This is a genomic window from Arthrobacter sp. zg-Y40 (assembly GCF_020731535.1).
In the GTDB taxonomy this organism is placed as follows: Bacteria; Actinomycetota; Actinomycetes; order Actinomycetales; family Micrococcaceae; genus Arthrobacter_B.
Genome location: NZ_JAJFZS010000004.1, coordinates 370,504 through 394,591 on the forward strand (window position 1 = coordinate 370,504; position 24,088 = coordinate 394,591).

General features: G+C 66.8%; 30 protein-coding genes. 12 read left to right on the forward strand and 18 right to left on the reverse strand.

All coding sequences use genetic code 11. The features are described from left to right. Positions 1–306 precede the first annotated feature (306 nt). Complete coding sequence (locus tag LJ754_RS06780) at positions 307–900, reverse strand: hypothetical protein (RefSeq protein WP_227926016.1); 594 nt, start codon at positions 898–900, stop codon at positions 307–309. Positions 901–1,118: 218 nt separating this feature from the next. Between LJ754_RS06780 and LJ754_RS06785 the strand changes: the two genes are divergently transcribed. After that, positions 1,119–2,408, forward strand: a complete 1,290-nt coding sequence (locus tag LJ754_RS06785; protein WP_146359322.1) for an adenylosuccinate synthase — start codon at positions 1,119–1,121, stop codon at positions 2,406–2,408. Between the two features lie 51 nt (positions 2,409–2,459). Here LJ754_RS06785 and LJ754_RS06790 read toward each other — a convergent pair whose 3' ends face one another. Beyond that, positions 2,460–3,455 carry a DUF2804 domain-containing protein gene (locus LJ754_RS06790; RefSeq protein ID WP_227926017.1) on the reverse strand — a complete coding sequence of 332 codons (996 nt, stop codon included), beginning with the start codon at positions 3,453–3,455 and terminating at the stop codon, positions 2,460–2,462. Between the two features lie 89 nt (positions 3,456–3,544). On the opposite strand from LJ754_RS06790, the gene LJ754_RS06795 reads away from it, so the two are divergent. From LJ754_RS06795 to LJ754_RS06805, 3 genes are all read left to right on the forward strand, one after another. Next, positions 3,545–4,351 (forward strand): carbon-nitrogen hydrolase family protein, encoded by an 807-nt coding sequence (locus LJ754_RS06795; protein WP_227912458.1) that lies wholly within the window; start codon positions 3,545–3,547, stop codon positions 4,349–4,351. A gap of 193 nt (positions 4,352–4,544) precedes the next feature. Further along, positions 4,545–5,105, forward strand: a complete 561-nt coding sequence (locus tag LJ754_RS06800; RefSeq protein WP_227926018.1) for an RNA polymerase sigma factor — start codon at positions 4,545–4,547, stop codon at positions 5,103–5,105. Then, entirely contained in the window at positions 5,089–5,859 is a 771-nt protein-coding gene (locus LJ754_RS06805) for a hypothetical protein (RefSeq protein ID WP_227912456.1), read from the forward strand. Before LJ754_RS06800 ends, LJ754_RS06805 begins: the two co-directional genes overlap by 17 nt. A gap of 30 nt (positions 5,860–5,889) precedes the next feature. On the opposite strand, the gene LJ754_RS06810 is transcribed toward LJ754_RS06805, so the two are convergent. Next, positions 5,890–6,414: a CoA-binding protein gene (locus tag LJ754_RS06810; protein ID WP_227926019.1), complete on the reverse strand. Its 525-nt coding sequence runs from the start codon at positions 6,412–6,414 to the stop codon at positions 5,890–5,892. Next, complete coding sequence (locus LJ754_RS06815) at positions 6,404–7,771, reverse strand: O-acetylhomoserine aminocarboxypropyltransferase/cysteine synthase family protein (RefSeq protein ID WP_227926020.1); 1,368 nt, start codon at positions 7,769–7,771, stop codon at positions 6,404–6,406. The genes LJ754_RS06810 and LJ754_RS06815 overlap by 11 nt, the downstream gene beginning before the upstream one ends. A gap of 133 nt (positions 7,772–7,904) precedes the next feature. Between LJ754_RS06815 and LJ754_RS06820 the strand changes: the two genes are divergently transcribed. Next, positions 7,905–8,186 (forward strand): hypothetical protein, encoded by a 282-nt coding sequence (locus LJ754_RS06820; protein ID WP_227926021.1) that lies wholly within the window; start codon positions 7,905–7,907, stop codon positions 8,184–8,186. Positions 8,187–8,235: 49 nt separating this feature from the next. Here the strand turns inward: LJ754_RS06820 and LJ754_RS06825 are convergent, their stop codons facing one another. The 3 genes from LJ754_RS06825 to LJ754_RS06835 all read right to left on the reverse strand — a co-directional run bounded on the left by LJ754_RS06825 (position 8,236) and on the right by LJ754_RS06835 (position 11,112). After that, positions 8,236–9,105 carry an ABC transporter permease gene (locus tag LJ754_RS06825; RefSeq protein ID WP_227926022.1) on the reverse strand — a complete coding sequence of 290 codons (870 nt, stop codon included), beginning with the start codon at positions 9,103–9,105 and terminating at the stop codon, positions 8,236–8,238. Beyond that, on the reverse strand, positions 9,102–10,169 hold the full coding sequence (locus LJ754_RS06830) for an aliphatic sulfonate ABC transporter substrate-binding protein (protein WP_227926023.1): 1,068 nt from the start codon (positions 10,167–10,169) through the stop codon (positions 9,102–9,104). Before LJ754_RS06830 ends, LJ754_RS06825 begins: the two co-directional genes overlap by 4 nt. A 121-nt stretch (positions 10,170–10,290) precedes the next feature. Continuing rightward, positions 10,291–11,112, reverse strand: a complete 822-nt coding sequence (locus tag LJ754_RS06835) for an ABC transporter ATP-binding protein (protein WP_227926024.1) — start codon at positions 11,110–11,112, stop codon at positions 10,291–10,293. Positions 11,113–11,487: 375 nt separating this feature from the next. Here LJ754_RS06835 and LJ754_RS06840 point away from each other — a divergent pair, with 375 nt between their 5' ends. Together LJ754_RS06840 and LJ754_RS06845 are read left to right on the forward strand one after the other, a co-directional pair. After that, the gene (locus tag LJ754_RS06840) at positions 11,488–12,099 is read left to right on the forward strand and encodes an alpha/beta fold hydrolase (protein WP_227926025.1); all 612 of its coding nucleotides are present in this window, start codon (positions 11,488–11,490) and stop codon (positions 12,097–12,099) included. 54 nt (positions 12,100–12,153) lie between these two features. Continuing rightward, entirely contained in the window at positions 12,154–12,594 is a 441-nt protein-coding gene (locus LJ754_RS06845) for a CoA-binding protein (protein ID WP_227926026.1), read from the forward strand. Positions 12,595–12,597: 3 nt separating this feature from the next. On the opposite strand, the gene LJ754_RS06850 is transcribed toward LJ754_RS06845, so the two are convergent. Then, on the reverse strand, positions 12,598–13,431 hold the full coding sequence (locus tag LJ754_RS06850) for a DUF1206 domain-containing protein (RefSeq protein ID WP_227912447.1): 834 nt from the start codon (positions 13,429–13,431) through the stop codon (positions 12,598–12,600). 115 nt (positions 13,432–13,546) lie between these two features. Between LJ754_RS06850 and LJ754_RS06855 the strand changes: the two genes are divergently transcribed. Beyond that, complete coding sequence (locus LJ754_RS06855; protein ID WP_227926027.1) at positions 13,547–13,933, forward strand: MmcQ/YjbR family DNA-binding protein; 387 nt, start codon at positions 13,547–13,549, stop codon at positions 13,931–13,933. Next, positions 13,930–14,508: a DUF1990 family protein gene (locus tag LJ754_RS06860; protein WP_227926028.1), complete on the forward strand. Its 579-nt coding sequence runs from the start codon at positions 13,930–13,932 to the stop codon at positions 14,506–14,508. The genes LJ754_RS06855 and LJ754_RS06860 overlap by 4 nt, the downstream gene beginning before the upstream one ends. Here LJ754_RS06860 and LJ754_RS06865 read toward each other — a convergent pair. The 6 genes from LJ754_RS06865 to LJ754_RS06890 form a co-directional block, all read right to left on the reverse strand. Further along, positions 14,484–15,020: a GNAT family N-acetyltransferase gene (locus tag LJ754_RS06865; RefSeq protein ID WP_227912444.1), complete on the reverse strand. Its 537-nt coding sequence runs from the start codon at positions 15,018–15,020 to the stop codon at positions 14,484–14,486. The two genes, LJ754_RS06860 and LJ754_RS06865, sit on opposite strands and share 25 nt — an antisense overlap. A 63-nt stretch (positions 15,021–15,083) precedes the next feature. Continuing rightward, complete coding sequence (locus tag LJ754_RS06870) at positions 15,084–15,482, reverse strand: hypothetical protein (protein WP_227912443.1); 399 nt, start codon at positions 15,480–15,482, stop codon at positions 15,084–15,086. Between the two features lie 77 nt (positions 15,483–15,559). After that, positions 15,560–17,863, reverse strand: coding sequence for a phosphoribosylformylglycinamidine synthase subunit PurL (gene purL, locus LJ754_RS06875; protein ID WP_227926029.1), 2,304 nt, complete (start codon positions 17,861–17,863; stop codon positions 15,560–15,562). Beyond that, positions 17,863–18,642 carry a phosphoribosylformylglycinamidine synthase subunit PurQ gene (gene purQ / locus LJ754_RS06880; protein ID WP_442860163.1) on the reverse strand — a complete coding sequence of 260 codons (780 nt, stop codon included), beginning with the start codon at positions 18,640–18,642 and terminating at the stop codon, positions 17,863–17,865. The genes purL and purQ overlap by 1 nt, the downstream gene beginning before the upstream one ends. After that, positions 18,639–18,893: a phosphoribosylformylglycinamidine synthase subunit PurS gene (gene purS, locus LJ754_RS06885; protein WP_227912441.1), complete on the reverse strand. Its 255-nt coding sequence runs from the start codon at positions 18,891–18,893 to the stop codon at positions 18,639–18,641. Before purS ends, purQ begins: the two co-directional genes overlap by 4 nt. Before the next feature lie 122 nt (positions 18,894–19,015). Further along, positions 19,016–19,309, reverse strand: a complete 294-nt coding sequence (locus LJ754_RS06890; protein WP_227926030.1) for a hypothetical protein — start codon at positions 19,307–19,309, stop codon at positions 19,016–19,018. A 151-nt stretch (positions 19,310–19,460) separates the two neighbouring features. Between LJ754_RS06890 and LJ754_RS06895 the strand changes: the two genes are divergently transcribed. Further along, a complete protein-coding gene (locus tag LJ754_RS06895) occupies positions 19,461–19,973 on the forward strand; it encodes a DUF4442 domain-containing protein (RefSeq protein WP_227926031.1) in 513 nt (170 codons plus the stop codon). Between the two features lie 21 nt (positions 19,974–19,994). On the opposite strand, the gene LJ754_RS06900 is transcribed toward LJ754_RS06895, so the two are convergent. The 3 genes from LJ754_RS06900 to LJ754_RS06910 all read right to left on the reverse strand — a co-directional run bounded on the left by LJ754_RS06900 (position 19,995) and on the right by LJ754_RS06910 (position 22,065). Further along, positions 19,995–20,540 (reverse strand): serine protease inhibitor, encoded by a 546-nt coding sequence (locus tag LJ754_RS06900; protein ID WP_227926032.1) that lies wholly within the window; start codon positions 20,538–20,540, stop codon positions 19,995–19,997. Between the two features lie 77 nt (positions 20,541–20,617). Continuing rightward, a complete protein-coding gene (locus LJ754_RS06905) occupies positions 20,618–21,142 on the reverse strand; it encodes an SRPBCC domain-containing protein (protein WP_227926033.1) in 525 nt (174 codons plus the stop codon). Continuing rightward, positions 21,085–22,065 (reverse strand): 3-methyladenine DNA glycosylase, encoded by a 981-nt coding sequence (locus LJ754_RS06910; RefSeq protein ID WP_227926034.1) that lies wholly within the window; start codon positions 22,063–22,065, stop codon positions 21,085–21,087. Before LJ754_RS06910 ends, LJ754_RS06905 begins: the two co-directional genes overlap by 58 nt. Positions 22,066–22,192: 127 nt before the next feature. Here LJ754_RS06910 and LJ754_RS06915 point away from each other — a divergent pair, with 127 nt between their 5' ends. After that, entirely contained in the window at positions 22,193–22,408 is a 216-nt protein-coding gene (locus LJ754_RS06915; RefSeq protein ID WP_227912435.1) for a hypothetical protein, read from the forward strand. A 172-nt stretch (positions 22,409–22,580) separates the two neighbouring features. Then, positions 22,581–22,802 carry a VanZ family protein gene (locus tag LJ754_RS06920; RefSeq protein ID WP_227926054.1) on the forward strand — a complete coding sequence of 74 codons (222 nt, stop codon included), beginning with the start codon at positions 22,581–22,583 and terminating at the stop codon, positions 22,800–22,802. On the opposite strand, the gene LJ754_RS06925 is transcribed toward LJ754_RS06920, so the two are convergent. Next, positions 22,799–24,085 (reverse strand): aspartate kinase, encoded by a 1,287-nt coding sequence (locus LJ754_RS06925; protein ID WP_227912434.1) that lies wholly within the window; start codon positions 24,083–24,085, stop codon positions 22,799–22,801. The two genes, LJ754_RS06920 and LJ754_RS06925, sit on opposite strands and share 4 nt — an antisense overlap. Positions 24,086–24,088 lie beyond the last annotated feature (3 nt).

Here is a 24,088-nt window from a genome sequence, read left to right on the forward strand (position 1 = left end):
GCAGAGCCGCCAATTAGTTCGCACGGGCAAAAGTTGTCCTTCGGCAACAACCCAGGACGGGTGGGTGGGGTTGTCTGGGGCCGTCAGGCAGGTTAAAAGCTCCGGGATGGGAAAAATCGACCGGTTTGGGAAATCCCTGCGCTGCGCAGTGGCAGGAAATGCCCAAACTGGAGGGATTTCCCAAACTGCAGGGAATCCGCCGCGGCGGCCCGCCAAGTGCCCGCCCAGGCTGTCCATAGTGCAGTTAATGCTGCCCAGGGTGGGGCCACACGGCATTAGGTGCACTATGAACGCCGGGTGGCGGTCTCAGGGCAGGATCGTGGTGGTGACGGCGACAATCTGTGGTGTGGCCGGAACGGAGCTGAAACCGAACTTCACGGGCGGATCGATCCGGCGCAGCTGCCCCAGATCAGCACCGTCCCAGGCAGCCGTCGCTGCAACGAGGGAGCGGATGGACCGGACGCCGTAGAACTCCCGCCGCCCACCGCCAGCTGAACCGGCGGTCTGCACGCCGGGAACAATCAATCCGGCCACGGGGTTGACGGCACGCAGCCACCATGGCGCAACGGCCAGCGGAGCCGGCACATGTTCGAGCAGCCGGCCCAGAACCGTCACCGGACCCAATTCCACCTCCAGCCGCAGCGGACCGGCGGCCACCCGCAGTGCGCTCGCGGACAGCACCGCGTCCACCGGTGCCACCACGGTCCGGTCAAACCGGTACGTCCCGCCCACATACTCCGCCACCGCGTCTGAGGGGGCGAGCAGTGTCCGGACGCCGTCGTCGTGCTCCGCCATAACGTCCGTGAAGGCACCAAAGGGTGAGTCGAGCCAATGCCCCACCACCAGCCGCACACCGGAGGCGGTTCCCAGCCCGGCAATGTACCCGCGGAATCGGTCCATGACGCTACGGTACCTGCGCCGCCGCACCGGATACTGCCCCTGATGTCGTAATTCCGGGGCGGGCAAAGCGTGATCGGCTAAACTTGGCGGGTAAGAGCCCCGCGACTTCCGCGTAGCCAGGCCACCACGGCTTGACCGGCGAGTTCAGGGGCGTTCTCATGCACGGTAGCGGATCTGCACCTAGCAGCTCTGCCCCGTAACTAATGGGGGAGGATCCCATGCCAGCTATAGTCATCGTCGGCGCCCAATGGGGCGACGAAGGTAAAGGTAAGGCCACCGATCTGCTCGGCGGGCGCGTCGACTACGTCGTCAAGCCCAACGGCGGAAACAATGCCGGCCACACCGTCGTCGTCGGCGGTGAAAAATACGAACTCAAGCTGCTGCCTGCAGGCATCCTCAGCCCCAACGCCATTCCCGTGATCGGCAACGGCTGCGTGGTGAACCTTGAGGCGCTCTTCGCCGAGATCGACGGCCTTGAGTCCCGCGGCGCAGACACGTCCAAGCTGCGGATCTCCGCCAACGCGCACCTGGTGGCCCCGTTCCACCAGGTGATGGACAAGGTCACCGAACGCTTCCTGGGCAAGCGGGCCATCGGCACCACCGGCCGCGGCATCGGGCCGGCGTACATGGACAAGGTCGCCCGGCTGGGCATCCGCGTGCAGGACATCTTCGATGAATCCATCCTGCGCCAGAAGGTCGAAGGCTCCCTGAAGCAGAAGAACCAGCTGCTGCTGAAGGTCTATAACCGCCGCGACGTTGACGCCGAAGAGATGGTCCAGTACTTCCTCTCCTACGCGGACCGGCTGCGCCCCATGGTCATCGACTCCACCTATGAGCTGAACACTGCCCTGGACGAGGGCAAGGTAATCCTCATGGAGGGCGGCCAGGCCACCTTCCTGGACGTTGACCACGGCACCTACCCGTTTGTCACCTCCTCCAACCCCACCGCCGGCGGCGCGTCCGTGGGCTCGGGCATCGGCCCCACCCGCATCAACCGGGCCGTGGGCATCATCAAGGCGTACACCACCCGCGTGGGCGCCGGACCGTTCCCCACGGAACTGTTCGACGACATGGGCCTGTACCTGCAGAAGACCGGCGGCGAATTCGGTGTGAACACCGGCCGTCCCCGCCGCTGCGGCTGGTACGACGCCGTCCTGGCCCGCCACGCGTCCCGCGTCAACGGGTTCACGGACTACTTCGTGACGAAGCTCGATGTCCTCACCGGCATCGAGAAGATCCCCGTATGCGTGGCCTACGACGTCGACGGCGTGCGCTTTGACGAGATGCCGATGACGCAGACCGACTTCCACCACGCGAAGCCGATCTTCGAGTACTTCGACGGTTGGACCGAGGACATCACCGGGGCCAAGACCTTGGAGGACCTGCCCGAAAATGCCCGGAACTACGTGCTGGCGCTGGAAAAGATGTCCGGCACCCGGTTCTCCGCTATCGGCGTGGGCCCGGACCGGGACCAGACCATTGTGGTGCGGGACCTGATCAACGAGTAGGTCCCTTGAGGAAGGCCCTGCAGCATGTGATGCTGCGGGGCCTTTCTGCGCCTACCAGCGGTTCCTGGCCTCCTCGATCCAGCCGCCCATCCCGTCCAGCGCATACTCGGTGCCGTCCGGAGTGCGGGCCGTTCCGGTCCATGTGCCAAAGGCCTGCCAGGTCCGGGCACTGATCACCACGGCGTTGGTGGCGGCCACCCGCCGGTGGAACGGTGTGAGGACGGCATCGATCCACTCGCCGCGGACCCGCCAGGCCGACGCCGGATCGGCCAGATCGTACTGAAACTCCAGTTCGCCGTCGTAATGGTGCAGGCGTCCGTCAACAATGAGGGCGTTCTCCGTGGCGGGGGTGCCTGCCGTCCACTTCCCGCCGACCTGCAGCCCGAGCCGCACCCCGTCCACCGTGCCGGCACCCGCGCCCCAGTTCCAGCGCCTCGAATACGGCCAGCGGCCGCGCCCGCGGTCCAGGACGGCAAAGGAATCCTCGCCGCCCACGGAATACTCCCGGCCGTCCACGGTGACGGTGCCGGAGACCCGGCGGGCCACGTCCTTGAGGGTGTACTGGTAGCGGCGCCCGGACCAGGGCACCACCACGCCCAGCACATCGCCGTCCGCCTCGGCGAAGAGGTCCGCGGAAACCCGGGGCGACGACGCGGTCAGGCGGGTGCCGCCGTCGGCGTCGTGGAAGCGCAGCGATGATCCGCCGAAGGAACCGAACGCGGTCAGCGGCGGCAGGGTATCCGGCAGGGAAATGTCCGCATAGGAGGGCAGCAGCTTCAGGGGGTCGACTCTGATCTCCTTGCCGGTGCTGCGCTCGAAGACGTAGAGCTGCAGGGTGGCGGCATAGTCCAGGTGCGCAATGGTCAGACCGACGGCCAGTTCCGGGGTGAGGATGCCCCAGTATTCCCAGCGCTTGGTCCGCCAACCCCCGCGGGCCCCGGAGGGTACTACCGGGCGGTGCAGCGGAGTGCGGGAAAACGCGACCGCCGCGGGGTTCAGGAGCCCGCCGGGGGTGCCAAGGTCAACGGGGGCGGTGAGTTCTTCCATGCCGACCAAGTGTAGGGGAGCGCGGGGGCCGGGCAATGCAACCTAGTCTAGGCTGGGAGCACCCAAGCCCGAGACGAAGGTGGTCCGCAGTGTTAGTCAGCGTCGGTCAGTTCAGTCCGTCCGGTGAAGTGCGCGAGAACCTGGATACCATGCGTGCCCTGGCCGGCAAGGCCCGGGCCGAGGGCGCGGAGCTTGTCATTTTTCCCGAAGAGTCCATGTTCAGCATCGGGCAGGTCCAGGGGCCGCTCGCCGCCGCCGTCGACGCGTCCTGGAGCACGTTCGTGCAGCAGCTGTCCCTGCTGGCCGCCGAACTGGAGATCGCCATTGTGGCCGGTGGATACGAGTCCAGCGGCGAGGAACGCCCGTACAACACCCTGGTGCTGATCGAAGCGACCGGGCGGATTGCCGGCACGTACCGGAAACTGCACCTTTATGACGCGTTCAGCTACGCCGAATCGGACCGGATCAAGCCGGGCGACGGCGGCGTGAAGGTTCTGCAAGCGGGCGGACTGCGGGTGGGGGTCATGACGTGCTATGACCTGCGCTTCCCGGAACTCGCCCGGGCGCTCGCGGACCAGGAGGCGGACCTGCTGGCGGTGCCGGCCGCCTGGTTCCGGGGCGAACACAAGATTGATCATTGGGAGACGCTGCTGAAGGCACGCGCCATTGAGAACACGGTCTGGGTGGCGGCAGCAGGCACTTCCAGCCGGCACACTGTGGGCCACTCCGTCATCCTTGATCCCATGGGTGTGCCGCAGGCCTCCCTGGCGGAGGAACGCGAGGCAGTGGCGACGGCGGACGTCACCCGGCAGCGCATCAGCGAGGTCCGGGAGTTCCTGCCCGTGCTCAAGAACCGCCGTTTCGCCGAAAACACCCGGATTATTGACGCCGGATAAGCACCGAAGCACCTGCTGAAAAAACTTTTTCCAGGTGCGTAACCTTTTCGTACCCCCCGGCGATTACCTGTTTGTAACGGCCGCGCCGAGGCTTATCCCCCCAACGAGCATCGGTGCGGCCGTTGCACATGCGTCTACGGCTCGGAGCAAGGTAGCATTTGCACCACCCCGCTTCCTACGAAAGTGATCCGTCGTGGCCGCAGCGCTTACCGAGCAGACGCTCCGTGATGCGCGCGCCCGGAAACCGGCCGCGCTGCGGGAACTCTATGACGACTTCGCACCCGGCATCCTCGGTTACCTCCGGTCCAAAGGCTGTGAAGATCCCGAGGGCCTCACCCAGGAAGTGTTCCTGACGCTGTTCGCCAAGCTGGACTCACTATCCGGCGGTCTTCGCGGGGCACGTACCTTCGCTTTTTCCGTAGCCCATGCCCGCATGGTGGATGACATCCGCCGGCGGGAACGTGAACCGGCGACGGCCGTGTTTGACCCGGAACTGGACGGCAGGTCAACGCAGTCCGCCGAGGAAAGCGCGCTGGGCGCAGACACCGGCGTCGCCTCGTTGCTGCAGGGACTAACACCCCAGCAGCAGGAAGTGCTGCTGCTGCGGGTGGTGGCGGACCTGTCCATCGACGAGTCGGCCAAAATCATGGGACGCACTCCCGGAGCGGTGAAGCAGCTGCAACGCCGTGCGTTGGGGATACTGAAGGGCCAACTGGAAGGGAAGGAGGCACCGGACAATGAGCGAGCATCCTGACGACCAAGACGCCCGGTATATCCGCGGCCTCCTGACCGAAGCCGGGGTGGAGGAATCCCCCGAACTGCTCGCGGGCCTCCTGTCCCTGCGGGCGCAGGCGCATACCGCTGCACCGGAACCGAGCGGGAAGCTGGCCGCACTGCTGGACGGCGCTCCGGTGCCCCTGAAGTCCAAGCGCCGCCGGGGGATCATTCTCAGCACCGCGCTGATCGGCGCCATGGCGGCCGGAGCCACCGGCGTTGCTGCCACGCAGGATTTCCTGGTGCGCGCGGATCCGGCACCAGTTGTCAGCTTTACGCCGGAGCCTGCGCCCACAGCCGAACGAAGCACGACAGAACTCGTTGTTCCGGAAGAAACTTTTGCCCCGGTGGCCGCGGAAAGTGTGCCGTCAACACCGGAAAATGTTGCTCCCGCACCTGAGCCGGTGCCGGATCCGGCACCGGTTCCCATGCCGGCGCCAGCCGCACCGGTGGAAGCAGTGCCCGCACCCCCAGTTCAGCACGCGCCCGGATATCCGGGCAGCGGGAAAGACGCCGGGAAGAACCCCGGCACATTCGACGGGCCGCCCACCGGTTATATCCCGGGCCAGAACCGGCGCAACGACGGCGGTGTACGGGACACCATGGGCCCTGGCGGCGGTGCGGCGGCGATGTTCAACGGCGGACAGTCCGGCAACGGCGCGCACAACAGCAACGGCCGGGGCCACAACGGACAGGGCAACAACGGCTACGGCTGGCCCGGCGGAGGACGGTAGTCCGCCTCCGCACGGACCCGCCTACACCGCCTACACCGTTAGCTGGCGCCGGGAGGAAATCACTCCGGTGTTGAAGCCGGCGAGGTTCAGCCCGCCGTGGAACCGGGCGTGCTCGATCTTCACGCACCGGTCCATCACCACCCCCATGCCTGCTGCTTCGGCGTCCCTGGCCACTTCTTCGTGCCATGACCCCAGCTGTAGCCACAGGTTCTTTGCCCCCGCAGCCTTTGCTTCCTCCAGCACCCCGGGCAGGTCTTCGTAGCGGCGGAACACATCCACAATGTCCGGAGGTTCTGGAAGGTCCGCCAGCGCGGCGTACACGGGCTGGCCCAGGATCCGTTTCGCCGCGGGGTTCACGAAATAGACCCGGTAGCGGGACGAGGAGAGCAGGTACGTGGCCACGAAGTAAGAGGCACGCGATGGTTTGTCCGAGGCTCCCACAATGGCGATGGTCCGGGCCCCGCGCAGCAGCGCCAGGCGTTCCGCCGCCGTCGGACCGGTCCAAGTCCTGGTTCCGGAATCTCCGGCGGTGCCGGAAGGAGTTTCAGCGGACATCGGCGGTCTCCTTCGAAAGGTCGGCGGCACCGCTGGCGGCGGCACCGCTGGCGGCGGCACCGGCGGCACTGGTGCTGGCGGCTGCGGTCAGGGCCGAGTCCAGGTCCCAGAGGATGTCCGCCAGGTCCTCCAGCCCCACGGAAATGCGCACCAGGTCCTCGGATACTCCGGCGGTGGAGAGCTGGTCAGGGGAGAGCTGCTGGTGGGTGGTGGAGGCCGGGTGGATCACCAGCGTCCGGGAATCACCTACGTTGGCCAGGTGCGAGGCCAGTTGCAGGGATTCGATGAACACCTGTCCAGCTGCCCGGCCCCCGGCCACGCCAAAGCTGAACACTGACCCGGGGCCCTTGGGCAGGTATTTGCGTGCCCGTTCGTGGTGCGGATGGGAGGGCAGTCCGGCGTAGCTGACCCAGGACACCCGCGGGTCCGCTTCCAGCCACTGCGCCACCGCCAGGGCGTTGCGCACGTGTTCGTCGAGGCGCTGGGCCAGCGTCTCCACTCCCTGCAGGAGGGCGAACGCCGACGTCGCACTGAGTGAGGGGCCTATGTCGCGCAGCTGTTCCGAGCGCAGCTTGGTCAGGAAACCGTATTCCCCGAAGTTCCCCCACCAGGAGACGTTGCCGTAGCTGGGCACCGGTTCGGTCATGGCCGGGAACTTCCCGTTGCCCCAGTTGAACCGGCCGCTTTCCACAATGACGCCGCCCAGGGTGGTGCCGTGCCCGCCGAGGAACTTCGTGGCCGAGTGGATCACAATGTCCGCACCATGCGTGAAGGGCTGCACCAGGTAAGGCGTGCTGAGGGTGGCGTCCAGGATCAGCGGCACCCCGGCGTCATGCGCCACCCGGGCCAGGCCTTCGATGTCTGTGACGTCTCCGCTTGGGTTGGCCACGACTTCGGCATAAACGGCCTTGGTGTTCTCCTGCACCGCGCCGGCATAGTCCGCCGGGTCCGTGCCGGGCACGAATGTGGTTTCGATGCCGAAGCGGCGCAGCGTGACGTCCAGCTGGGTGACGGTGCCGCCGTACAGCTGGGCGGAGGCGACAATGTGGTCGCCGGCGGAACAGAGTGCGGCGAAGGTGAGGAACTCAGCGGACATGCCCGACGCCGTCGCCACGGCTCCGATTCCGCCTTCGAGGGAGGCGATGCGTTCTTCGAAGGCCGCAACAGTCGGGTTGCCGATCCGAGAGTAGATGCTGCCGTACTTCTGCAGCGAGAACAGGTTCGCGGCGTCGGCCGTGTCCTTGAAGACAAAGGACGTGGACTGGTAGATGGGTACCGCGCGTGCCCCGTGCAGGGCGTCGGGGGTGCCGCCGGCGTGCAGGGCACGGGTGCGGAACCCGAACTGGTGCTCACTCATGGGGGCCTTTCGTTGCTGTTGACGGAGGGTGCTGCTGAACTTGGCGGTGCCGGGCCGCCGCGGGGCGGTTCCCCGTTGCGGTTTGCGCCGGGTGTGGGCTTAGGTTGCGGTAGGCAGGGCCGGACACGGATGCATGGGGCGCAGGGAGGCCGCAGTGGACGAATACGTGATTGTTGTGGAAACCGGCTACAAGATGGCCTCGGCCGCGCATCGGATGACGTTCACGGAACCGATGGCGCGCTGGGAAGCGACCCGCACGTTCCTGGAACTGATGGAGGGCAGGCATGAGGACCTGCTGCCGGCCCGGACCGACAGCCACATCCTGGAGGTGTCGGCCACGGAGTTCCTGCGCGTGCACCAGGCCATGGGCGGATCCGTGGTGCTGGACCGCGTCACGCTGACCCGCAAGCACTAGCCCCGCCCCTTCCGTTCTCAGCATGCCGCGGCCGGTCCGGCACCGGCGCTCAGGTCCATTTCTTCACGGCCCGGTTCTGTGCCAGCCCCAGGACGGCGTCGGTCGCCTTTCCGAGCACGGCCAGCAGGATGATCGCCAGGAACAGCCGGTCGGTCCGCCCGTTGTTCTGGGAATCCGTCAGCAGGAACCCCAGCCCCATGGAAGAGGCGATGAGTTCGGCGGCTACCAGGAACAGCCAGGACTGGGCCAGGGCCAGCCGCAGGCCGGAGAAAACCGCCGGCACGACGGCGGGCAGCTGCACGGTGGTCAGCAGCTTCAGCCCGTGCAGGCCGAAGGCGCGGGCAGCCTCCACGAGGTTCCGGTCAACATGCCGCAGGGCCAGGGCCACTGTGGTGAACACCGGGAAAAACGCACCGATGGTGATCAGGGTGATTTTCGAATCCTCGCCGATTTTCAGCCAAAGGATCAGCAGCGGCACCCAGGCCAGGGAGGGCACGGCCCGCAGGGCGCCGATGGCCGGTCCCAGCAGGGTCTCGGCCAGCCGGGACAGACCCAGCAGTGCCCCCAATGCCAGACCCAGGGCGGAGCCAAGCGCGAAGCCGATCAGCACCCGCTGGGTGGAAATGGCAACATGGCGGCCCAGCTGTCCGCGCTGGAGCAGGTCCGCGGCAGCGGTGTACACCGCTGCGGGGGAGGGCAGCTGGACCGGGCTGAAGGTCCCGGCAGCGGCGGCGAGCTGCCAGGCGGCCAGCAGCAGGGCCGGAACCAGCAGGCCCAGGGCCAGCCGCACCGGCCGGCGGTGCAGTAATGATCCGGCGCGGGCCGGTGCCGCTGCGGCCGCCGGTACTGCAGGAACTGCCGGTGTGCCGGTCGGGGAGAGGGTGGGTGGAACCGGTACCGGGGCGGCAGCAGTACTCATCGGGACGCCGCCACGGCATCAGGGTCGGCCTTGCTGACGTAGGTATCCTCCAGCAGGCCGGCCAGCGCCTCATCAACCTGTTCCTGGCTGGCGACGTCCCCGGTTTCCACCAGGGTCGGGCCGATTTTGGCCAGGACGCGGCGCTGGTCCTCTCCCGGAGCCGGGTCCACGTCCAGGTTGCTGCGTTCGAGGATCACGGTCTTGGCGACGGCGGGGTCCAGTCCTGCGACGTCGGCCAGGATTTCTGCCGTCTCGTCCGGGTGCTCCGCGGCCCAGGCGCGGGCCTTTTCATAAGCGTTGACCACTGCCTGCGCTTGCTCCGGGTTCTCCTCGAGGAAGGATTCGTTGGCCGCGAGCAGGCCGTACGTGTTGAAGCCCAGATTGCGGTAGACCAGCCGGGCCCCGTTCTGTTCCGCCCCGGCCATGATGGGATCCAACCCGGCCCACGCATCCACGGAACCGTTGTCCAGGGCAGCACGCCCGTCGGCGTGCTGCAGCTGTTCCACCGTGACGTCGGACAGGCTGAGCCCCGCCTCGTCCAAGGCCTGGACCAGGAAGAAGTACGGGTCGGTGCCCTTGGTGGCAGCCACGGACTTGCCGGCCAGGTCCGCCACTGAGGTGATGCCGGAATCTGCGCCCACCACCAGGGCGGACCATTCCGGCTGGGAGAACACGTCAATGGCCTTGATCTTCGAGCCGTTGGCCCGGTGGAGCAGGGCCGCGGAGCCGGCGGTGGAACCGATATCGATGGCCCCGGAACGCAGGTTCTCATTGGCCTTGTTGGAGCCGGCGGACTGTACCCACTCGACCGTCACGCCCTCATCCGCCAGGGAGTCCTCCAGCCAGCCTTGGTCCTTGATGATCAGGCTCAGCGGGTTGTAGGTAGCGAAGTCGATGGTGAGCGTTCCGCCGTCGGCGTCCTGGACGGCGGACGCGCCGGTGGTGTCTTCTCCGGCCACGCAGCCGGTCAGGGACAGGGCGGCGACGGCGGCGAGGGCACCAAGGGTGCGGGCCGTGCGGGATGGGAGGGAAAAACGGGCAGGGAGGGAAGATCGGCTGAACATGTGGGTTCCTTAGCAGAGGGCCCGCGGGTACGCGCATGCGGGGACAGGGCAGGCAGGGAGCAGTTGAGGACGGCTGAGGGCCGGAAAGAGGAGCCTGAAAAGCAGGCCGGAAAGCGGGAAGCTAGCGGCGTTCGACGCCCAGCAGGGCCAGGAGCTCGCCGCGCATTCGGGCCAGTTCCGCCGAGGCGCGGTCCCGCGGACGGTCGCCGGGAACAGCAACAACGTTGGTGATGGTTGCGCCGGGTGCCCCCGGTTTGGTGCCCAGCACAATGATGCGGTCCGCCAGCTGGAGGGCCTCATCCACGTCATGGGTGACCAGCAGTACCGTGGCGGGGGCTGCCCGGTGCAGGGACAGGAGCAGGTCCTGCATCTTCAGCCGGGTCAGGGCATCCAGGGCCCCGAAGGGTTCGTCCAGCAGCAGGACACCGGGCTCACGCGCCAGTGCCCGGGCCAGTGAAGCCCGCTGCGCCATGCCGCCGGACACCGCCCGCGGCCGGTGCTTGGCGAAGGCGGTCAGCCCCACGAGGTCCAAAAGTTCGGCCACGCGGGCCTTGCCCCGGCTGGCGCTTGAGGATTTGGGCAGGCCGATTGCAATGTTGGCTTGCAGGGTTTGCCACGGCAGCAGCCGCGGCTCCTGGAAGGCGACGGCGCACTGCTCACTGATGCCGTTCACCGGCTTGCCGCCGATCAGGACGGCGCCGGAGGAAGGCCGGTCCAGGCCGGCCGCAGCGCGCAGCAGGGTGGATTTGCCGCAGCCGCTGGCCCCGAGAACGGCCAGCACCTCCCCCGGGACAACGTCGAAACTGACGTCCCGCAGGACTACGTGTTCGTCATTGCCGGTGCCGAAGCTGCGGCCGAGCCGGTCAAACGTGATCGGAAGGGCGGGCCCGGCCGGCTGGGCGGTGCCGGAAGCGGGCGTGGAAGAAGCCAGAACTGCTGTCATAGAAACACTCCATCGTTCCTGGCAGTAGCACCCTACGGAAAGTGTCCTGAGCCGGGATAACGGCTTCCTGCGACACCAGCCTCGTTATTGCCGCACTTCAAGGAGGAAATGCGGCAACCAGGGTTGCTGCGGCTTCATCGATCCAGGTCTCTCAGCCGCTCGGGATGGTCACGGACAACTAAACGCCGGATCCGCACATCCGACAAGTGTTGGCCTGTGAGCCGGTTCACAAAACGACATGTTCCCGGCATTGGGCACGGCAGTGTGCAGGGCATTGACCTTGTCCGGCACCGGCTCCTACCGTTGAATTCCGGCCCCGGCCCAGCAGCACCGGCCCAGTGAGCACCAAAGAGCATCCAACGAGCAGGAGCGGTCATGGAACCCAGCGCCTCCGGAACTGTTTCGTCCGCAGACGGAACGCCCATCGCCTGGTCCCGCCAGGGCAGCGGCCCGCCGCTGGCCATAGTTGGTCCCCTCCTGGCACACCGGAGCAGCCGCGCGACGGCGGCCCTCGCAGACATCCTGTCCCGGAACCACACTGTGTACACCTATGACCGCCGGGGTATCGGGGAAAGCGGGATCGGTGAGGAATACACGGCGGAATCCGACGTGGATGACCTGCTGGCCGTGCTCCAGGTGGCCGGCGAATCAACGGACCTTTACGGCTTTGACGAGGGAGCGTTCCTGGCGCTGCGGGCCGCCGAGGAGTCGGTGGTGGTCAACCGGGTGGTGGCGCTGGAACCCGCCCTCGCCCCGGCGGAGGGCGAGGACGAACTGCTCGTGATGCAGACCGAAATCGAAGGACTCGGCGGCATCAGCGTCCCGGTCCTCATCCTGGCGGGCAGCGGCAGTGCCGATGAGACGCGGGATCTTGCCCAACGGGCTGCCGATGCCTTGGAATCCGGGGAGTTCCGGCTGCTGGAGGCGGATGCGGGCGGCGTGCCCGACGCCGCGGTGGCAGAGGCCATCGAGTCTTTCCTGGACTGATTGGTCCGGGCGTAAGCTGGAGCCCCATCTTCGGGCAACCACGAAGGACGGCAGATGTCCCAGCTCAATTCCGCCAGCACCGCACACGCCAACGATCCGGAGGTTCTCCGCCGGCTCCTGACCACGCCTGGCCGGTGGGCCGTGGTGGGCCTGTCCAACAACCCGCTGCGCACCGCCGTCGGCGTCTCGCGCTACGTCCAGGACACCCTGGGCATGGAGATCATCCCGGTCAGCCTCAAGGGGGATGACGTGCACGGCAACAAGGGGTACCGGAAACTCAGCGAGGTTCCGGGCAGTATCGACGTGGTGGACTGCTTCGTGAATTCCTCCCGGGTAGGTGACATTGTGGACCAGGCCATCGCGGTGGGTGCCAAGGCGGTGTGGCTGCAGCTGGGCGTGGTGGACGAAGCGGCGGCCGCCCGCGCGAAGGCTGCCGGACTCGACGTCGTGATGGACACCTGCCCTGTGATCGAAGCCCCGCGCTTTGGCCTGTAACGCCTACAGCTTCGCGAAACGGGCCCTGATGATGCCGATGTACAGACCGTAGAGCATCAGGCCGATGCCCACCGCAGCCAGGGCAACCACACCGAACGGCTGGTCGCGCAGCGTGTGCAGGGCGCCGTCGAGGCCGGTGGACTGTTCCGGATCCGACTTCACGGCGGCCAGGGTCAGCAGGATGCCCAGGACCACCAGCGAGATGCCCTTGGCGATGTAGCCGGCTACGCCGGTGATATCCACGGCACGATTCCAAACCCGTCCGGCCACTCCGGTCAGGTTGCCGCGGAAGCGCCGGGTGGCTCCCTTGAAGATGAAGTACCCGCCAATGCCCACAACCACCAGGCCGGCGATCCCCAGCAGCCACTGCCCGGCCGGAACGGCCAGCAGCCGTGCGGTCCAGCTGACGGAGGATGAGCTGCCGTCATTGCTGCCGCGGCCCAGGGCGAAGGAGCCAAAGATGCTGCCGATGCCCGCGTACACAATGGCCTGGCTGGCGTCGCGGGCGCGGTCCTTCCACAGCTCCTTGTCCGACAGCCGCTGGCCCGCCAAGAAGATCCGGCTGAACTGGAACAGCGCCAGGGCGAAGCAGCCGATGAAGCAGAACCAGAGCAGCAGGTAACCCGCCGGCTGGTGTGCCAGAGCGGCCACGGCGCCGTTGGTGTCCGCGTTGCCGGACCGGCCGGCGTCGATCTGCAGGGCGATGGCGCCAATGACCACGTGCACTATCCCGCTGGCCACATAGCCCAGCCGGGCAATCCGCTCGAAGGTCCGGGAATCCGCGGCACGCTCCGCTGTTTCCGCCACGGGCCCGCCGTTGCCGTTCTCCTGCGCCACACCAACCGTCCTCTGCTCTACCTGCGATACGTGGAACACGTACCTCCTTCCTCTATCCTGTCATCCGTAGTGGGCGGGAGTGCCGCGGCGCGGCAACCGGGGCTAGGCTTTCGGCATGGATGCGCATGAGCTGAGGCAGATGTGTTTGGCCCTGCCCGGGGCGTTCGAGGACTTTCCCTTCGGGCCGGAAACATCCGTGTTCAAGGTTCGGGCAGCCGGCGGGCGGGCGAAGATGTTCGCCATGTCGTCATTACAGGTGGACCCCTTGCTGGTCAGCCTCAAATGCGAGCCGGAGTTGGCGCTGCAGCTGCGTGCCGCTCATCCGGAGATCTCCGGCGCGTGGCACATGAACAAAACCCACTGGAACCAGGTGGAGGTGGCCGCCGGGCTGGCCCGGGACATGATCCGGGACCTGGTGGAAGATTCCTATGACCTGGTGGTGGCTTCGCTGCCGAAAAAGGACCGCGAATCACTGGCCTGGAAGGGACTCGCGGAGGCATGAACAGCCAGCACCGGGAGCTGACCTATCCGGACCCCGGGCGGACCGAGCGGCCATACCCCTCGCCCATGACGGACCGCTGGCCGGCGGAATACCGGCTGGTCCTGCGCAAGGAGGAGCTGGCCGTGGCTGATCCGGCGGCAGCGTTCCTGCGGCTTGCGGACAGCCTGCTGGGTTGGGACGTGCACCGCGGGGCGGGCCTGTGGGTGGCTCCGGCGACGCCGCGGGCTGCGCCCGGCGTTGAGATGGCCTCCGGGATCGGGCTGGGAAAGGTGCGGTACTACGCACCGTGCCGGGTGCTGTGGGCGGCGGAACCGGTGCTGGATGACGCCGGGACGCCGCTGCCCGGGCAACGGGCCGGGTTCGGCTACGGGACACTGCGCGGGCACCCGGAAAGGGGCGAAGAGGGGTTTTATGCGGAGCTCGACGACGACGGGCGCCTGTACTTCCGGATCGCGGCTTACAGCCGTCCGGCCAATGCCGTGATCGGTGCAGCCAACGCCGTCAACGTCCGGGTTCAGCAGTTCTTCACCAACCGGTATTTTGTGGCTGCCTACCGGCTGGTGTCCGACAGCTGAGAGCGGCGGAAACTGAACCGCAGCACCATGTCGCTTTCTTCCTGCGGCAGGAATCCGGCGCTCAGGAGCACCGATTGGGAAGCTTCATTGGTGGGTTCGGTGAAGGCCAGGACCTCTTCCACCATGGGACGGGTCAGGACGAACCGGGTGAGGGTGATCAGCGCCTCGGCCGCATACCCCTGGCCCCGGCAGGACGGCACCACGTTGTACGTGACCTCCACAGCCCGGTCCAGCGGGATCCCTTCGAAGCCGATGGTGCCCACCACCAGGGAGGTGGAGCGTTCACGGATCATGCGAATGCCGAAGGCAGCGGCCGCCGGAGTCAGCAGCCCGGCTTCAAACGCACGCCGGGCTGCGTCGTAGTCCGCGGGCTGCGGAAAGTCCGGCGCCCAGTCCGTCCCCCGGGTCTGGATGATCAGGGCGTCCACCTCGTTCACCGTCATCAGGTCCAACGACAAACGCTCAGTGGGGAGGCCGGCGTCGGCGGCGCGGTTTTCGGGGATTATGCTCACGAGCTAATTTTGCACGCTGCGTGCGCATTTGCCCCCATCCGACGCCCTGAACGGTGTCGGACACTACTTGTTTGCACGCTCATCGCGCTCGAAAAGCATTCGGAAACAGTTCGTTATCAGCAGGGGCGCCACGCCCGTGGAAACGGTGGGCTGATCAAGGCTGAGCGAACCGGCGAGCAGGAGGACGCATACGCCGATCATGACGGCCGCGTATCCGGTCCGGGACCGGTCCTGGGTGAGCACCTGCTCTTCGCCCCGGCTCCGGGCACCGGTCAAGAGCCATACCCCGGTGCCGACTGCGATGAGTCCGGCTGCGGATGCCAGCCAGGCGGAAATCTGCTCATCGCCGCCGGTGAACAGGTACGGCCAGGACAGGATCAGGGGGACGGAGCCGACTGCCAGGCTCGCCAGCCCGCACAGCAGCCGTGCCCGCGCGGTCCGGGCCTCGAGTGTTTTCTCCATACCCCCGGAGCCTACATGGGGAACGTGCAAGGGCCCGGCGGAAGACCGCCGGGCCCTTGCTGCTCATCCGCGCAGGGTTAGCCGAAGTGCCGCGGCAGCGTTCCTTCGTGCGCAGCCTTCAGCTCGTCCAGCGGCAGCACGAAGTTGCTCTGGAAATCCAGCGCGCCGATCTCCGTGTCCACCACGCCGATCCGGACGTACGGGAAGCCGCGGGCCGAGCACATGTCGTTGAAGCGCACCTCTTCGCTGCGGGCCACGGCCACCACGGCGCGGGCCTGGGACTCGGAGAAGAGCATGGTGAACAGGTCCACTCCGTCCCGCTCACAAACCTCGCCGAGCCCGATGCGGGCACCGACGCCGAAGCGCAGCGCCATTTCGGACAGGGCCGCTGCGAGGCCGCCCTCGGAGAGGTCGTGCGCGGCGTCGATCATGCCGTCGCGGGAGGCGTTGACCAGCAGTTCGCCCAGCAGCTTCTCGGCCTGCAGGTCCACCCTCGGCGGCCGGCCGCCCAGGTGTCCGCGCAGGTTGGCGTATTCGGAGCCGTCCAGCTCGTCCTGCGTGGTGCCCATCAGGTAGATGGCCTGTCCATCCTGCCGCCAGCCCGACGGCGTGCGGCGGGCGACGTCGTCGAACACGCCCAGGACGCCCACCACCGGGGTGGGGTGGATGGCGACGCCGCCGGTCTGGTTGTAGAGCGAGACGTTGCCGCCGGTGACCGGCACGCCGAGTTCCTTGCAGCCGTCGGCCAGTCCGCGCACGGACTCGGCGAACTGCCACATCACTTCGGGGTCCTCGGGGGAGCCGAAGTTCAGGCAGTCGGTGACGGCCAGGGGCGTGGCACCGGCGGTGGAGACGTTGCGGTAGGACTCGGCCAGCGCCAGCTTGGCACCCTCGTACGGGTCCAGGTAGGAGTAGCGGCCGTTGGCGTCCGTGGAAATGGCCACGCCCAGTCCGGTGGTTTCATCCACGCGGATCACCCCGGCGTCATCGGGCATGGCCAGGGCGGTGTTGCCCTGCACATAGCGGTCGTACTGGTTGGTGACCCAGGACTTGTCGCACATGTTGGGGGAGGCCATCAGCTCCAGGATGGCGTCCTTGACCGCGGCGCTGCCGAACGGGCGTTCCGCGCTGAAGGAGCTGGCCTGGATGGAATCCTGCGCGGCGGGCCGGGACATGGGGCGCTGGTAGACCGGGCCTTCATGGGCCACGGTGCGCGGATCCACGTCCACAATGGTCTCGCCGTCCCAGTCGATGATCAGCCGCCCGGTGCCGGTGACCTCGCCGAGCCAGGAGTACTCCACGTTCCACTTGTCCATGATGGCTTCGAACGCCTCGACGTTCTCCGGCGTCACTACGGCCATCATGCGTTCCTGGGACTCGGACATCAGGATCTCGCCCGGGGTGAGGGTGGGATCGCGGAGCAGCACGTTGGTCAGTTCCACGTGCATGCCGCCGTCGCCGTTGGAGGCCAGCTCCGACGTCGCGCAGGAAATCCCTGCCGCGCCCAGGTCCTGGATGCCTTCCACCACGGAGGACTTGAACAGCTCCAGGCAGCACTCAATGAGTACCTTTTCGGCGAACGGGTCGCCCACCTGCACGGCGGGGCGCTTGGAGGGCTTGTCTGCGTCGAAGGACTCGGAGGCCAGCACGGAGGCACCGCCAATGCCGTCGCCGCCGGTGCGTGCGCCGAAGAGCACCACCTTGTTGCCGGCGCCGGAAGCGTTGGCCAGGCGGATGTCCTCGTGCCGCAGCACGCCCACGGCCAGGGCGTTGACCAGCGGGTTGCCCTGGTAAACGGAGTCGAAGACCAGTTCCCCGCCGATGTTCGGCAGGCCCAGGGAGTTTCCGTAGCCGCCGATGCCGGAGACGATGCCGTGCACCAGCCGGGCGGTGTCCGGGTGGTCAATGGCGCCGAAGCGCAGCGGGTCCATTACGGCCACCGGGCGTGCGCCCATGGAGATGATGTCGCGGACAATGCCGCCGACGCCGGTGGCGGCACCCTGGTAGGGCTCCACGAAGGAGGGGTGGTTGTGGGATTCGACCTTGAAGGTCACGGCCCAGCCTTCACCGATGTCGACGACGCCGGCGTTCTCGCCGATGCCCACGAGCAGGTGTTCCTTCATCTTCTCGGTGACCTTGTCACCGAACTGCTTCAAATGCACCTTGGAGGACTTGTAGGAGCAGTGCTCGGACCACATGACCGAGTACATGGCCAGTTCCGCCGCGGTGGGCCGGCGGCCAAGGATCTCCACGACCTTGCTGAATTCGTCTTCCTTCAGGCCCAGTTCAGCCCAGGGCAGCTCGGTGTCCGGGGTGGCCGCGGCGTGCTCAACGGTGTCGATGCGGAACTTCTTCTGGTCCGCTGCAGGGGAAACGGTCATTACTTGCCTCCGGCAACGAGCGAGTTGAGAACTGAGGAGAAGATGCGCAGGCCATCGGTGCCGTAGCCCAGGCCCACCTCGCCGTAGGCGGAGGAGTCCGGGCCGAAGCCCGGTTCCACGGCGTGTTCGGGGTGCGGCATCAGGCCGACGACGTTGCCTGCGGCGTTACTGATGCCGGCAATGCCGCGGCGGGAGCCGTTGGGATTTTCGCCGTCGTAACGGAACACCACCCGGCCTTCGCCCTCGAGTTCGTCCAGCGTCTTTTCATCCGCGACGTACTGGCCGTCCTGGTTCTTCAGCGGAATGACCATGCCCGCACCGGGCTCGTAGGCAGAGGTCCACGCGGTGGTGTTGTTCTCCACGCGCAGCAGCTGGTCCGCGCAGGAGAACTTCAAATGGTTGTTCTTGATCATGGAGCCGGGCAGCAGGTGCGCCTCGGTGAGGATCTGGAAGCCGTTGCAGATGCCCAGCACGGGCATGCCGCCCGCGGCGGCATCCACCACCTTTTCCATCAGCGGAGCGAAGCGGGAAATCGCACCGGCGCGCAGGTAATCGCCGTAGGAGAAGCCGCCGGGAATGATTACGGCATCCACCGACTGCAGGTTCGCTTCGGCATGCCACAGCCCGACGGCGGTGCCGCCGGCGATGGTCACGGCCCGCGCGGCGTCGCGGTCATCCAGTGTGCCGGGGAAGGTGATCACACCAACCCGGACCGCCCGCAGGGCGTCATTTTCGGGGGCGACGGAGAAGTCACCAATGAGGGGAGTGCTCAAGGTCAGGCCTCCGGGAGAACTTCGACGCGGGTAACGTCTTCGATCACGGGGTTGGAGAGCAGCGTCGCGGCGGCGTTGCGGGCCTGCTCCAGGATTTCCGGGGTGACCTCCCCGTCCACGGTGAGCTCAAAACGCTTGCCCTGCCGGACGCCGGTGAACCCGGTCAGCCCCAAGCGGGGCAGCGCCCCGGCAATGGCTTTTCCCTGCGGATCCAGGATCTCGGGTTTGGGCATTACATCAACAACGATCCGGGGCATCCGGCAACTCCTGTGAGTGAAATGGGTGGCCGCGGACCCTGCCGTCTCACGCTGATTCAGCGCTCCGCGAGCTTGCACGACTCAGTCTAGCGGCGTTACGCGCGTTACGTGGACGTGCCCGGTCAGGCCGGGATTTCCAGCTGGAACCCGCAGCGGCAGCGCAGCACCGTGGTCTCGAGCTGCACTTCGGCGGGGGCGTTCGCCGGCATGGATTCGGTGCTGACCGGTTCGAAGATGGAGAGCTGGCGGCCGTCGCGGGGCTGCATGGGTTCGCCGCAGTGCATGTACTCGGCGTCTGCGGGTTCGGCCAGGCCGCGTGCCCAGACCAAGGAATGCCCGATGCCGTGGCCGTAGAACTCACCCGGAGCGGCAGAGCCTGCCCCGGAAAGATCTTCGGGGCTTATTTCAATGGACATAATACGAGACCTTCAAGTCAGGTCCGGACGGACAGTTCCATCGTCCAGAACGGATAGTAAGCATGCTTACTCATAATATGCCACGAACCGCGGTGGCATGTACAGGGCCCGCCTGGCGGAGACCTGGATCACGGGTGGCTACAGTGGAGCGGTGAAACTGCTCAAGGCACAACCGGGTACCGTCCGCCGGTTTATGAACATCTGGCCGCCGTTCGCCTTCACCGGAATCCGGGTCACCCGCCTGGACCCGGACTACCTGGGCGTTTCGATGCGGCTGCGCGAGCACTGGTGGAACCGGAACGTTGCGGGTGTGCATTTCGGCGGTTCGCTCTTCGCCATGACCGACCCGTTCTGGATGATGCTCCTGCTGCACCACCTCGGCAAAGACCACGTGGTGTGGGACAAGTCCGCGGAAGTCGATTTCATCAAGCCCGGCAACGGCGAGGTCACCGCCGAGTTCACGCTGGCTAAGGCCGACGTCGAGCGTCTCCGTAAGTTGGCTGCTAACGGGGACAAGGTCCTTGAGTGGTTCTCGGTGGACATCACGGACAAGACCGGTGCAGTGGTGGCGCGGGTGCGCAAGCAGGTCTACATCCGCCGGAAGCGGGACCGGGAGAGCCGGGACGCCGTTGCTCCGGCCGCGGGGGACACCGCAGCCGGTTAGGGGCTGCCCGGTTACAGCCCGTTACAGGCTGCCGTTGGCCGGGCCCAGCAGGGCGGTCAGGTTTTCCCAGCGGGAGATCTGGCAGCCGTCGGTTAACGCGAAGGACGCGTCCACCGCGCTCCCGTTGACGGTCCCGGTTACATGGGCGCGCTGCATGCCGGCAATGATCTGCGTGCACATCATGCCGGCCTCCGGTTCGGCGAAAAGCGTTGCCCCCTGCCCGGCCAGCAGGGCACAGGCCGCCGCAGGATCGGGAACATTTGAGCCGGGGAGCGGGGTGGTGCCCTCGCACTGCAGGGTCCAAGTGTCAGTGGTGTTCTGGCCGTCCGCCATGAATTCCACCGTGAGGGAGGCTGCGGCCGCCTGACCGGGGGCGGGGGCCGGAGCGGAGGTGGGAGCCGGAGCGGAGGCAGTTGGGGATGCTGCGGAGGGCGAAACCCCGGGAGTGGCAGAGGCGGAGGCCGAGCTGTCATCGCCAGGGGTGCCGGCGTTAGAGCCGCAGGCGGCCAAAACCAGCACGGAACAGAGCAGCAGCAGGGGGAAGCCGGTGCGGCGGGGACGGATCATGGTGAGACCTCCATCAGTCGGTGGCCCCAGCCTAGTGGCCCCGTCAAGCGGCGGACCACCCAAATCGGCCCGCACGCTCAACCGGCGTAACCCGCTCCCAGTGCGGTCCGGGCCTGCTCCTCGAAGTAAGGACCCTGCGCCGGATAATAATCGCCGAACTCCGGCGCAGGAGTGCCGTTCAGTGCCGCTTTGAGCCGGTCCAGGTAGTATTCCCAGCCCGGACCGTAGCTGCCGGCCGCAGCGGGGTCGGCCAGATGCTGGATGAATTCCATCCGCGTTCCGCCGGCAGCGTCCTGCAACTGGATCTCCAGGTCCCAGGCGCCGTCGTCGTCCCCGACCAGCAGCCGCAGCAGCTCAGGCGCCGCGCAATCCCGGACCTGCACCCGGCTCCAGGGCAGACCCTCTTCGTAAAGCATCTGCAGGTCAAAACTGCTGTTCCGGGCCGGGTGCCCTTCCCAGCGGCCGAACCACGCCGCCGCCTGAGCAGGATCGGTGAGGGCGGACCATATGTCCGCCGGCGGCACCGGAAAACCGCGCGTAAGGATCAGCTGGTAGGACTGGTCTCCGGTGCGGAGGACCCGGCCGGTGGGCTCTGGCTCCATGGCTGCTCTCCCAATTGGGCCAGCAGGTCCAGGATGCGGCCCCGGAGCTGCTGTGATTCCTCGGCAAATGCCCGTTGCGCGGCAGCATACTCCGCCCGCCCCTGCGGTGTCTCCACCGGAATGGGTGCATAACCCCAGTCCTCGAGGTCATAGGGCGAGGCGCGCATGTCCATCATCCGGATCCGCCAGGACAGCTCGAAGCAATCCATCACCAGCTCACTGGGCAGCAGCGGGACAAGCTTGTACGCCCATTTGTACAGGTCCATGTTGGCGTGCAGGCAGCCGGGCTGTTCCAGGTCCCGCTGGTTTTCACGGGTGGGGGTCAGTTCGTTCAGGGGTACGGCTTCGGGGGTGTAGAACCGGAAGGCGTCGAAGTGGGTGCAACGGATTTTGCTGCGCTCCACCAGTTCGTCGGTGCCCTGCGCACCCAGCCGCAGCTGCAGGTAGTCGTGGCGGATCCCGTTGTCCTCGGACTTGTACGCCATGGCCCACTCGTGCATGCCGAAGCAGCCCAGCACCGGTTTCCGGGCGGCCGTGCGGGAGAGCAGCATGGCGGTAAAGGCCGCCGCTTCACCTCGTGCTGCGGCAAACCCGGCCACGTCCACCGTCACGGCCGGAGCAGCGGCGTCCAGGCCGGCCGCTGCCGTTTCGTCTGCCGTGAGGTTTCGGTAGAACTTCCAGCCCGCACGCTCGCGTGCAGCTTCACCGGCCAGGACGACGCCGGCGCCCGGGTGCCAGCGCAGCAGCTGGCCCGGCTTTTGGGAATAGTAGGTGAAGAGGAAATCTTCCACGGGGTGCTTGCGTCCGGCGGAGCGGCGCTGCAGGTAGTCCTCGGTGAAGGGGCGCACACGTGCTTCGTGCGCTGCCTGGCGAGGCAGCCACTGGTCCTGGGGGAGGACAACGGGATGGGCGGAAGGAATCACGCCTCCATTATCCTGCCTGCCGGCATGGACGTCGTCGGCATCTGCGGAGCGTCCGCCTGCCGCCGCCGGATCCTTCCCGCGTGATCATTAGTAGGATGTGAACGGAAGCCCGTTCGAAAGGTGCAGCATGGTTGAGAAGGAAAGCTTCGTGTCCCGGTTCATGCGGACCACGGGCAAAGTGCGGCTAATCTTCGGTCCGGCGCAGCAGGGTTCCACCGAGCACCCCATGACCGAGGAAAACAAGGCACTGCTCAAGGCGCAGCAGGAGCAGGAAAAGGTCATGTGGGAGACCAAGACCCGGGCCGACGGCAGCAGTTACATCGTCTCCCGCGAGCGTCATTAGCCACTTCCCGGGCACCCATATGTGGCTGGTGCAGACCGCGTTCGCAGCGCTCGTCATCGCCTGGCCCCTGCTGGGGGCGTGGCTGATACCCGGACGCGCGCGGCCCGCGTACTGCTGAATCTGTACACGGCTGCCATCCTGCTGCTGACTATGTTTCCCACTACCTGTGGCCATGTTCCTTGCCGGTGTCGGTCTGTCGGCACTGATCGAGGCGGTCCAGGCGTTCGTCCCCGTGCTCGGCCGCAGCTGCACCGCCACGGACTGGCTGGCCAACAGTGCCGGCGCCCTGACGGGAGCCGTGCTGGCGGCAGCCGCCCTGTGGATCCACCGGGCCCGCACCCGGCGGCGGCTACCCGTGGAATCCCCGCTCCAACCGGTTAAGCCGGAACCCTAGCGCCCGGTGCCGCCGTAAACCGTGGCCTCGTCCTCGCCGTCGAGCCCGAACGCCGCATGGACCGCGCGCACGGCCGTGTCCAGCAGCTTGGCACTGGTCACTACGGAAATCCGGATCTCCGAGGTGGAGATCATGTCGATGTTGACCCCGGCGTGGTGCAGGGCCTCGAAGAAGCGGTGCGATACACCCGGGTTGGAACGCATTCCGGCGCCGATCAGTGAGAGCTTGCCGATCTGCTCGTTGTACTGGATGGTGTCGAAACCGACCTCGTCCTTGGCGGCGTTCAGCGCATCAATGGCCTCCTTGCCGTCGATGATCGGCAGCGTGAAGGAGATGTCGGTCCGTCCCGAACCCTTGGTTGAGACGTTCTGCACGATCATGTCGATGTTGGAGTTCGCCCCGGCCACAATGCCGAAGATCTCAGCAGCCTTGCCGGGGATGTCAGGGACACCCACCACCGTGACCTTGGCTTCGGAACGGTCGTGGGCAACACCGGAGATGATGGGCTGTTCCAAGGGTTCTCCCTCTTGAATCTTGATCTTGTCGTCGGGGCTGGGCAGTACCCAGGTTCCCTCGTGTGAGCTGAAGGACGAGCGGACGTGCAGCGGCACACCGAAGCGGCGGGCGTATTCCACGCAGCGCAGGTGCAGGATCTTGGCCCCGGAAGCGGCCAGTTCCAGCATTTCCTCGCTGGAAATCTTCTCGATCTTCTGCGCGCTCGAAACCACCCGCGGATCGGCGGTGTACACGCCGTCGACGTCGGTGTAGATCTCGCAGACATCGGCATCCAAGGCAGCGGCCAGCGCTACGGCAGTGGTGTCCGAGCCGCCGCGGCCGAGGGTGGTGATGTCGTGGCTGTCCTGGCTGACGCCCTGGAAGCCGGCCACGATGGCGATGTCGCCGCGCTCAATGGCCGTTTTGATCCGGTGTGGGGAGACATCGATGATGCGGGCCTTGCCATGGATGGCATCCGTGATCATGCCGGCCTGGCTGCCGGTGAAGGACTGTGCGGAGCCGCCCAGCTGGTTGATGGCCATGGCCAGCAGGGCCATTGAAATGCGTTCTCCGGCGCTGAGCAGCATGTCCATTTCCCGGGCGTTGCCCAGGGTGGTGATCTGTCCGGCCAGATCGAGCAGCTCATCGGTGCTGTCGCCCATGGCGGAAACCACTACCACCACTTCGTTGCCGGCGGCATGGGTATCCACCACGCGCTTGGCCACGCGCTTGATGCCTTCGGCGTCCGCTACGGAGGAACCGCCGAATTTCTGCACTATCAGGCTCATGCG

Bases quoted from the DNA above. Each gene is read 5' to 3' on its own strand.
- LJ754_RS06780 (WP_227926016.1), bottom strand. From the start codon at position 900: ATGGACCGATTCCGCGGGTACATTGCCGGGCTGGGAACCGCCTCCGGT.
- LJ754_RS06785 (WP_146359322.1), top strand. From the start codon at position 1,119: ATGCCAGCTATAGTCATCGTCGGCGCCCAATGGGGCGACGAAGGTAAA.
- LJ754_RS06790 (WP_227926017.1), bottom strand. From the start codon at position 3,455: ATGGAAGAACTCACCGCCCCCGTTGACCTTGGCACCCCCGGCGGGCTC.
- LJ754_RS06805 (WP_227912456.1), top strand. From the start codon at position 5,089: ATGAGCGAGCATCCTGACGACCAAGACGCCCGGTATATCCGCGGCCTC.
- LJ754_RS06810 (WP_227926019.1), bottom strand. From the start codon at position 6,414: ATGTCCGCTGAAACTCCTTCCGGCACCGCCGGAGATTCCGGAACCAGG.
- LJ754_RS06815 (WP_227926020.1), bottom strand. From the start codon at position 7,771: ATGAGTGAGCACCAGTTCGGGTTCCGCACCCGTGCCCTGCACGCCGGC.
- LJ754_RS06820 (WP_227926021.1), top strand. From the start codon at position 7,905: ATGGGGCGCAGGGAGGCCGCAGTGGACGAATACGTGATTGTTGTGGAA.
- LJ754_RS06825 (WP_227926022.1), bottom strand. From the start codon at position 9,105: ATGAGTACTGCTGCCGCCCCGGTACCGGTTCCACCCACCCTCTCCCCG.
- LJ754_RS06830 (WP_227926023.1), bottom strand. From the start codon at position 10,169: ATGTTCAGCCGATCTTCCCTCCCTGCCCGTTTTTCCCTCCCATCCCGC.
- LJ754_RS06835 (WP_227926024.1), bottom strand. From the start codon at position 11,112: ATGACAGCAGTTCTGGCTTCTTCCACGCCCGCTTCCGGCACCGCCCAG.
- LJ754_RS06840 (WP_227926025.1), top strand. From the start codon at position 11,488: ATGGAACCCAGCGCCTCCGGAACTGTTTCGTCCGCAGACGGAACGCCC.
- LJ754_RS06845 (WP_227926026.1), top strand. From the start codon at position 12,154: ATGTCCCAGCTCAATTCCGCCAGCACCGCACACGCCAACGATCCGGAG.
- LJ754_RS06855 (WP_227926027.1), top strand. From the start codon at position 13,547: ATGGATGCGCATGAGCTGAGGCAGATGTGTTTGGCCCTGCCCGGGGCG.
- LJ754_RS06860 (WP_227926028.1), top strand. From the start codon at position 13,930: ATGAACAGCCAGCACCGGGAGCTGACCTATCCGGACCCCGGGCGGACC.
- LJ754_RS06870 (WP_227912443.1), bottom strand. From the start codon at position 15,482: ATGGAGAAAACACTCGAGGCCCGGACCGCGCGGGCACGGCTGCTGTGC.
- purL (WP_227926029.1), bottom strand. From the start codon at position 17,863: ATGACCGTTTCCCCTGCAGCGGACCAGAAGAAGTTCCGCATCGACACC.
- purS (WP_227912441.1), bottom strand. From the start codon at position 18,893: ATGCCCCGGATCGTTGTTGATGTAATGCCCAAACCCGAGATCCTGGAT.
- LJ754_RS06890 (WP_227926030.1), bottom strand. From the start codon at position 19,309: ATGTCCATTGAAATAAGCCCCGAAGATCTTTCCGGGGCAGGCTCTGCC.
- LJ754_RS06900 (WP_227926032.1), bottom strand. From the start codon at position 20,540: ATGATCCGTCCCCGCCGCACCGGCTTCCCCCTGCTGCTGCTCTGTTCC.
- LJ754_RS06905 (WP_227926033.1), bottom strand. From the start codon at position 21,142: ATGGAGCCAGAGCCCACCGGCCGGGTCCTCCGCACCGGAGACCAGTCC.
- LJ754_RS06915 (WP_227912435.1), top strand. From the start codon at position 22,193: ATGGTTGAGAAGGAAAGCTTCGTGTCCCGGTTCATGCGGACCACGGGC.
- LJ754_RS06920 (WP_227926054.1), top strand. From the start codon at position 22,581: ATGTTCCTTGCCGGTGTCGGTCTGTCGGCACTGATCGAGGCGGTCCAG.
- LJ754_RS06925 (WP_227912434.1), bottom strand. From the start codon at position 24,085: ATGAGCCTGATAGTGCAGAAATTCGGCGGTTCCTCCGTAGCGGACGCC.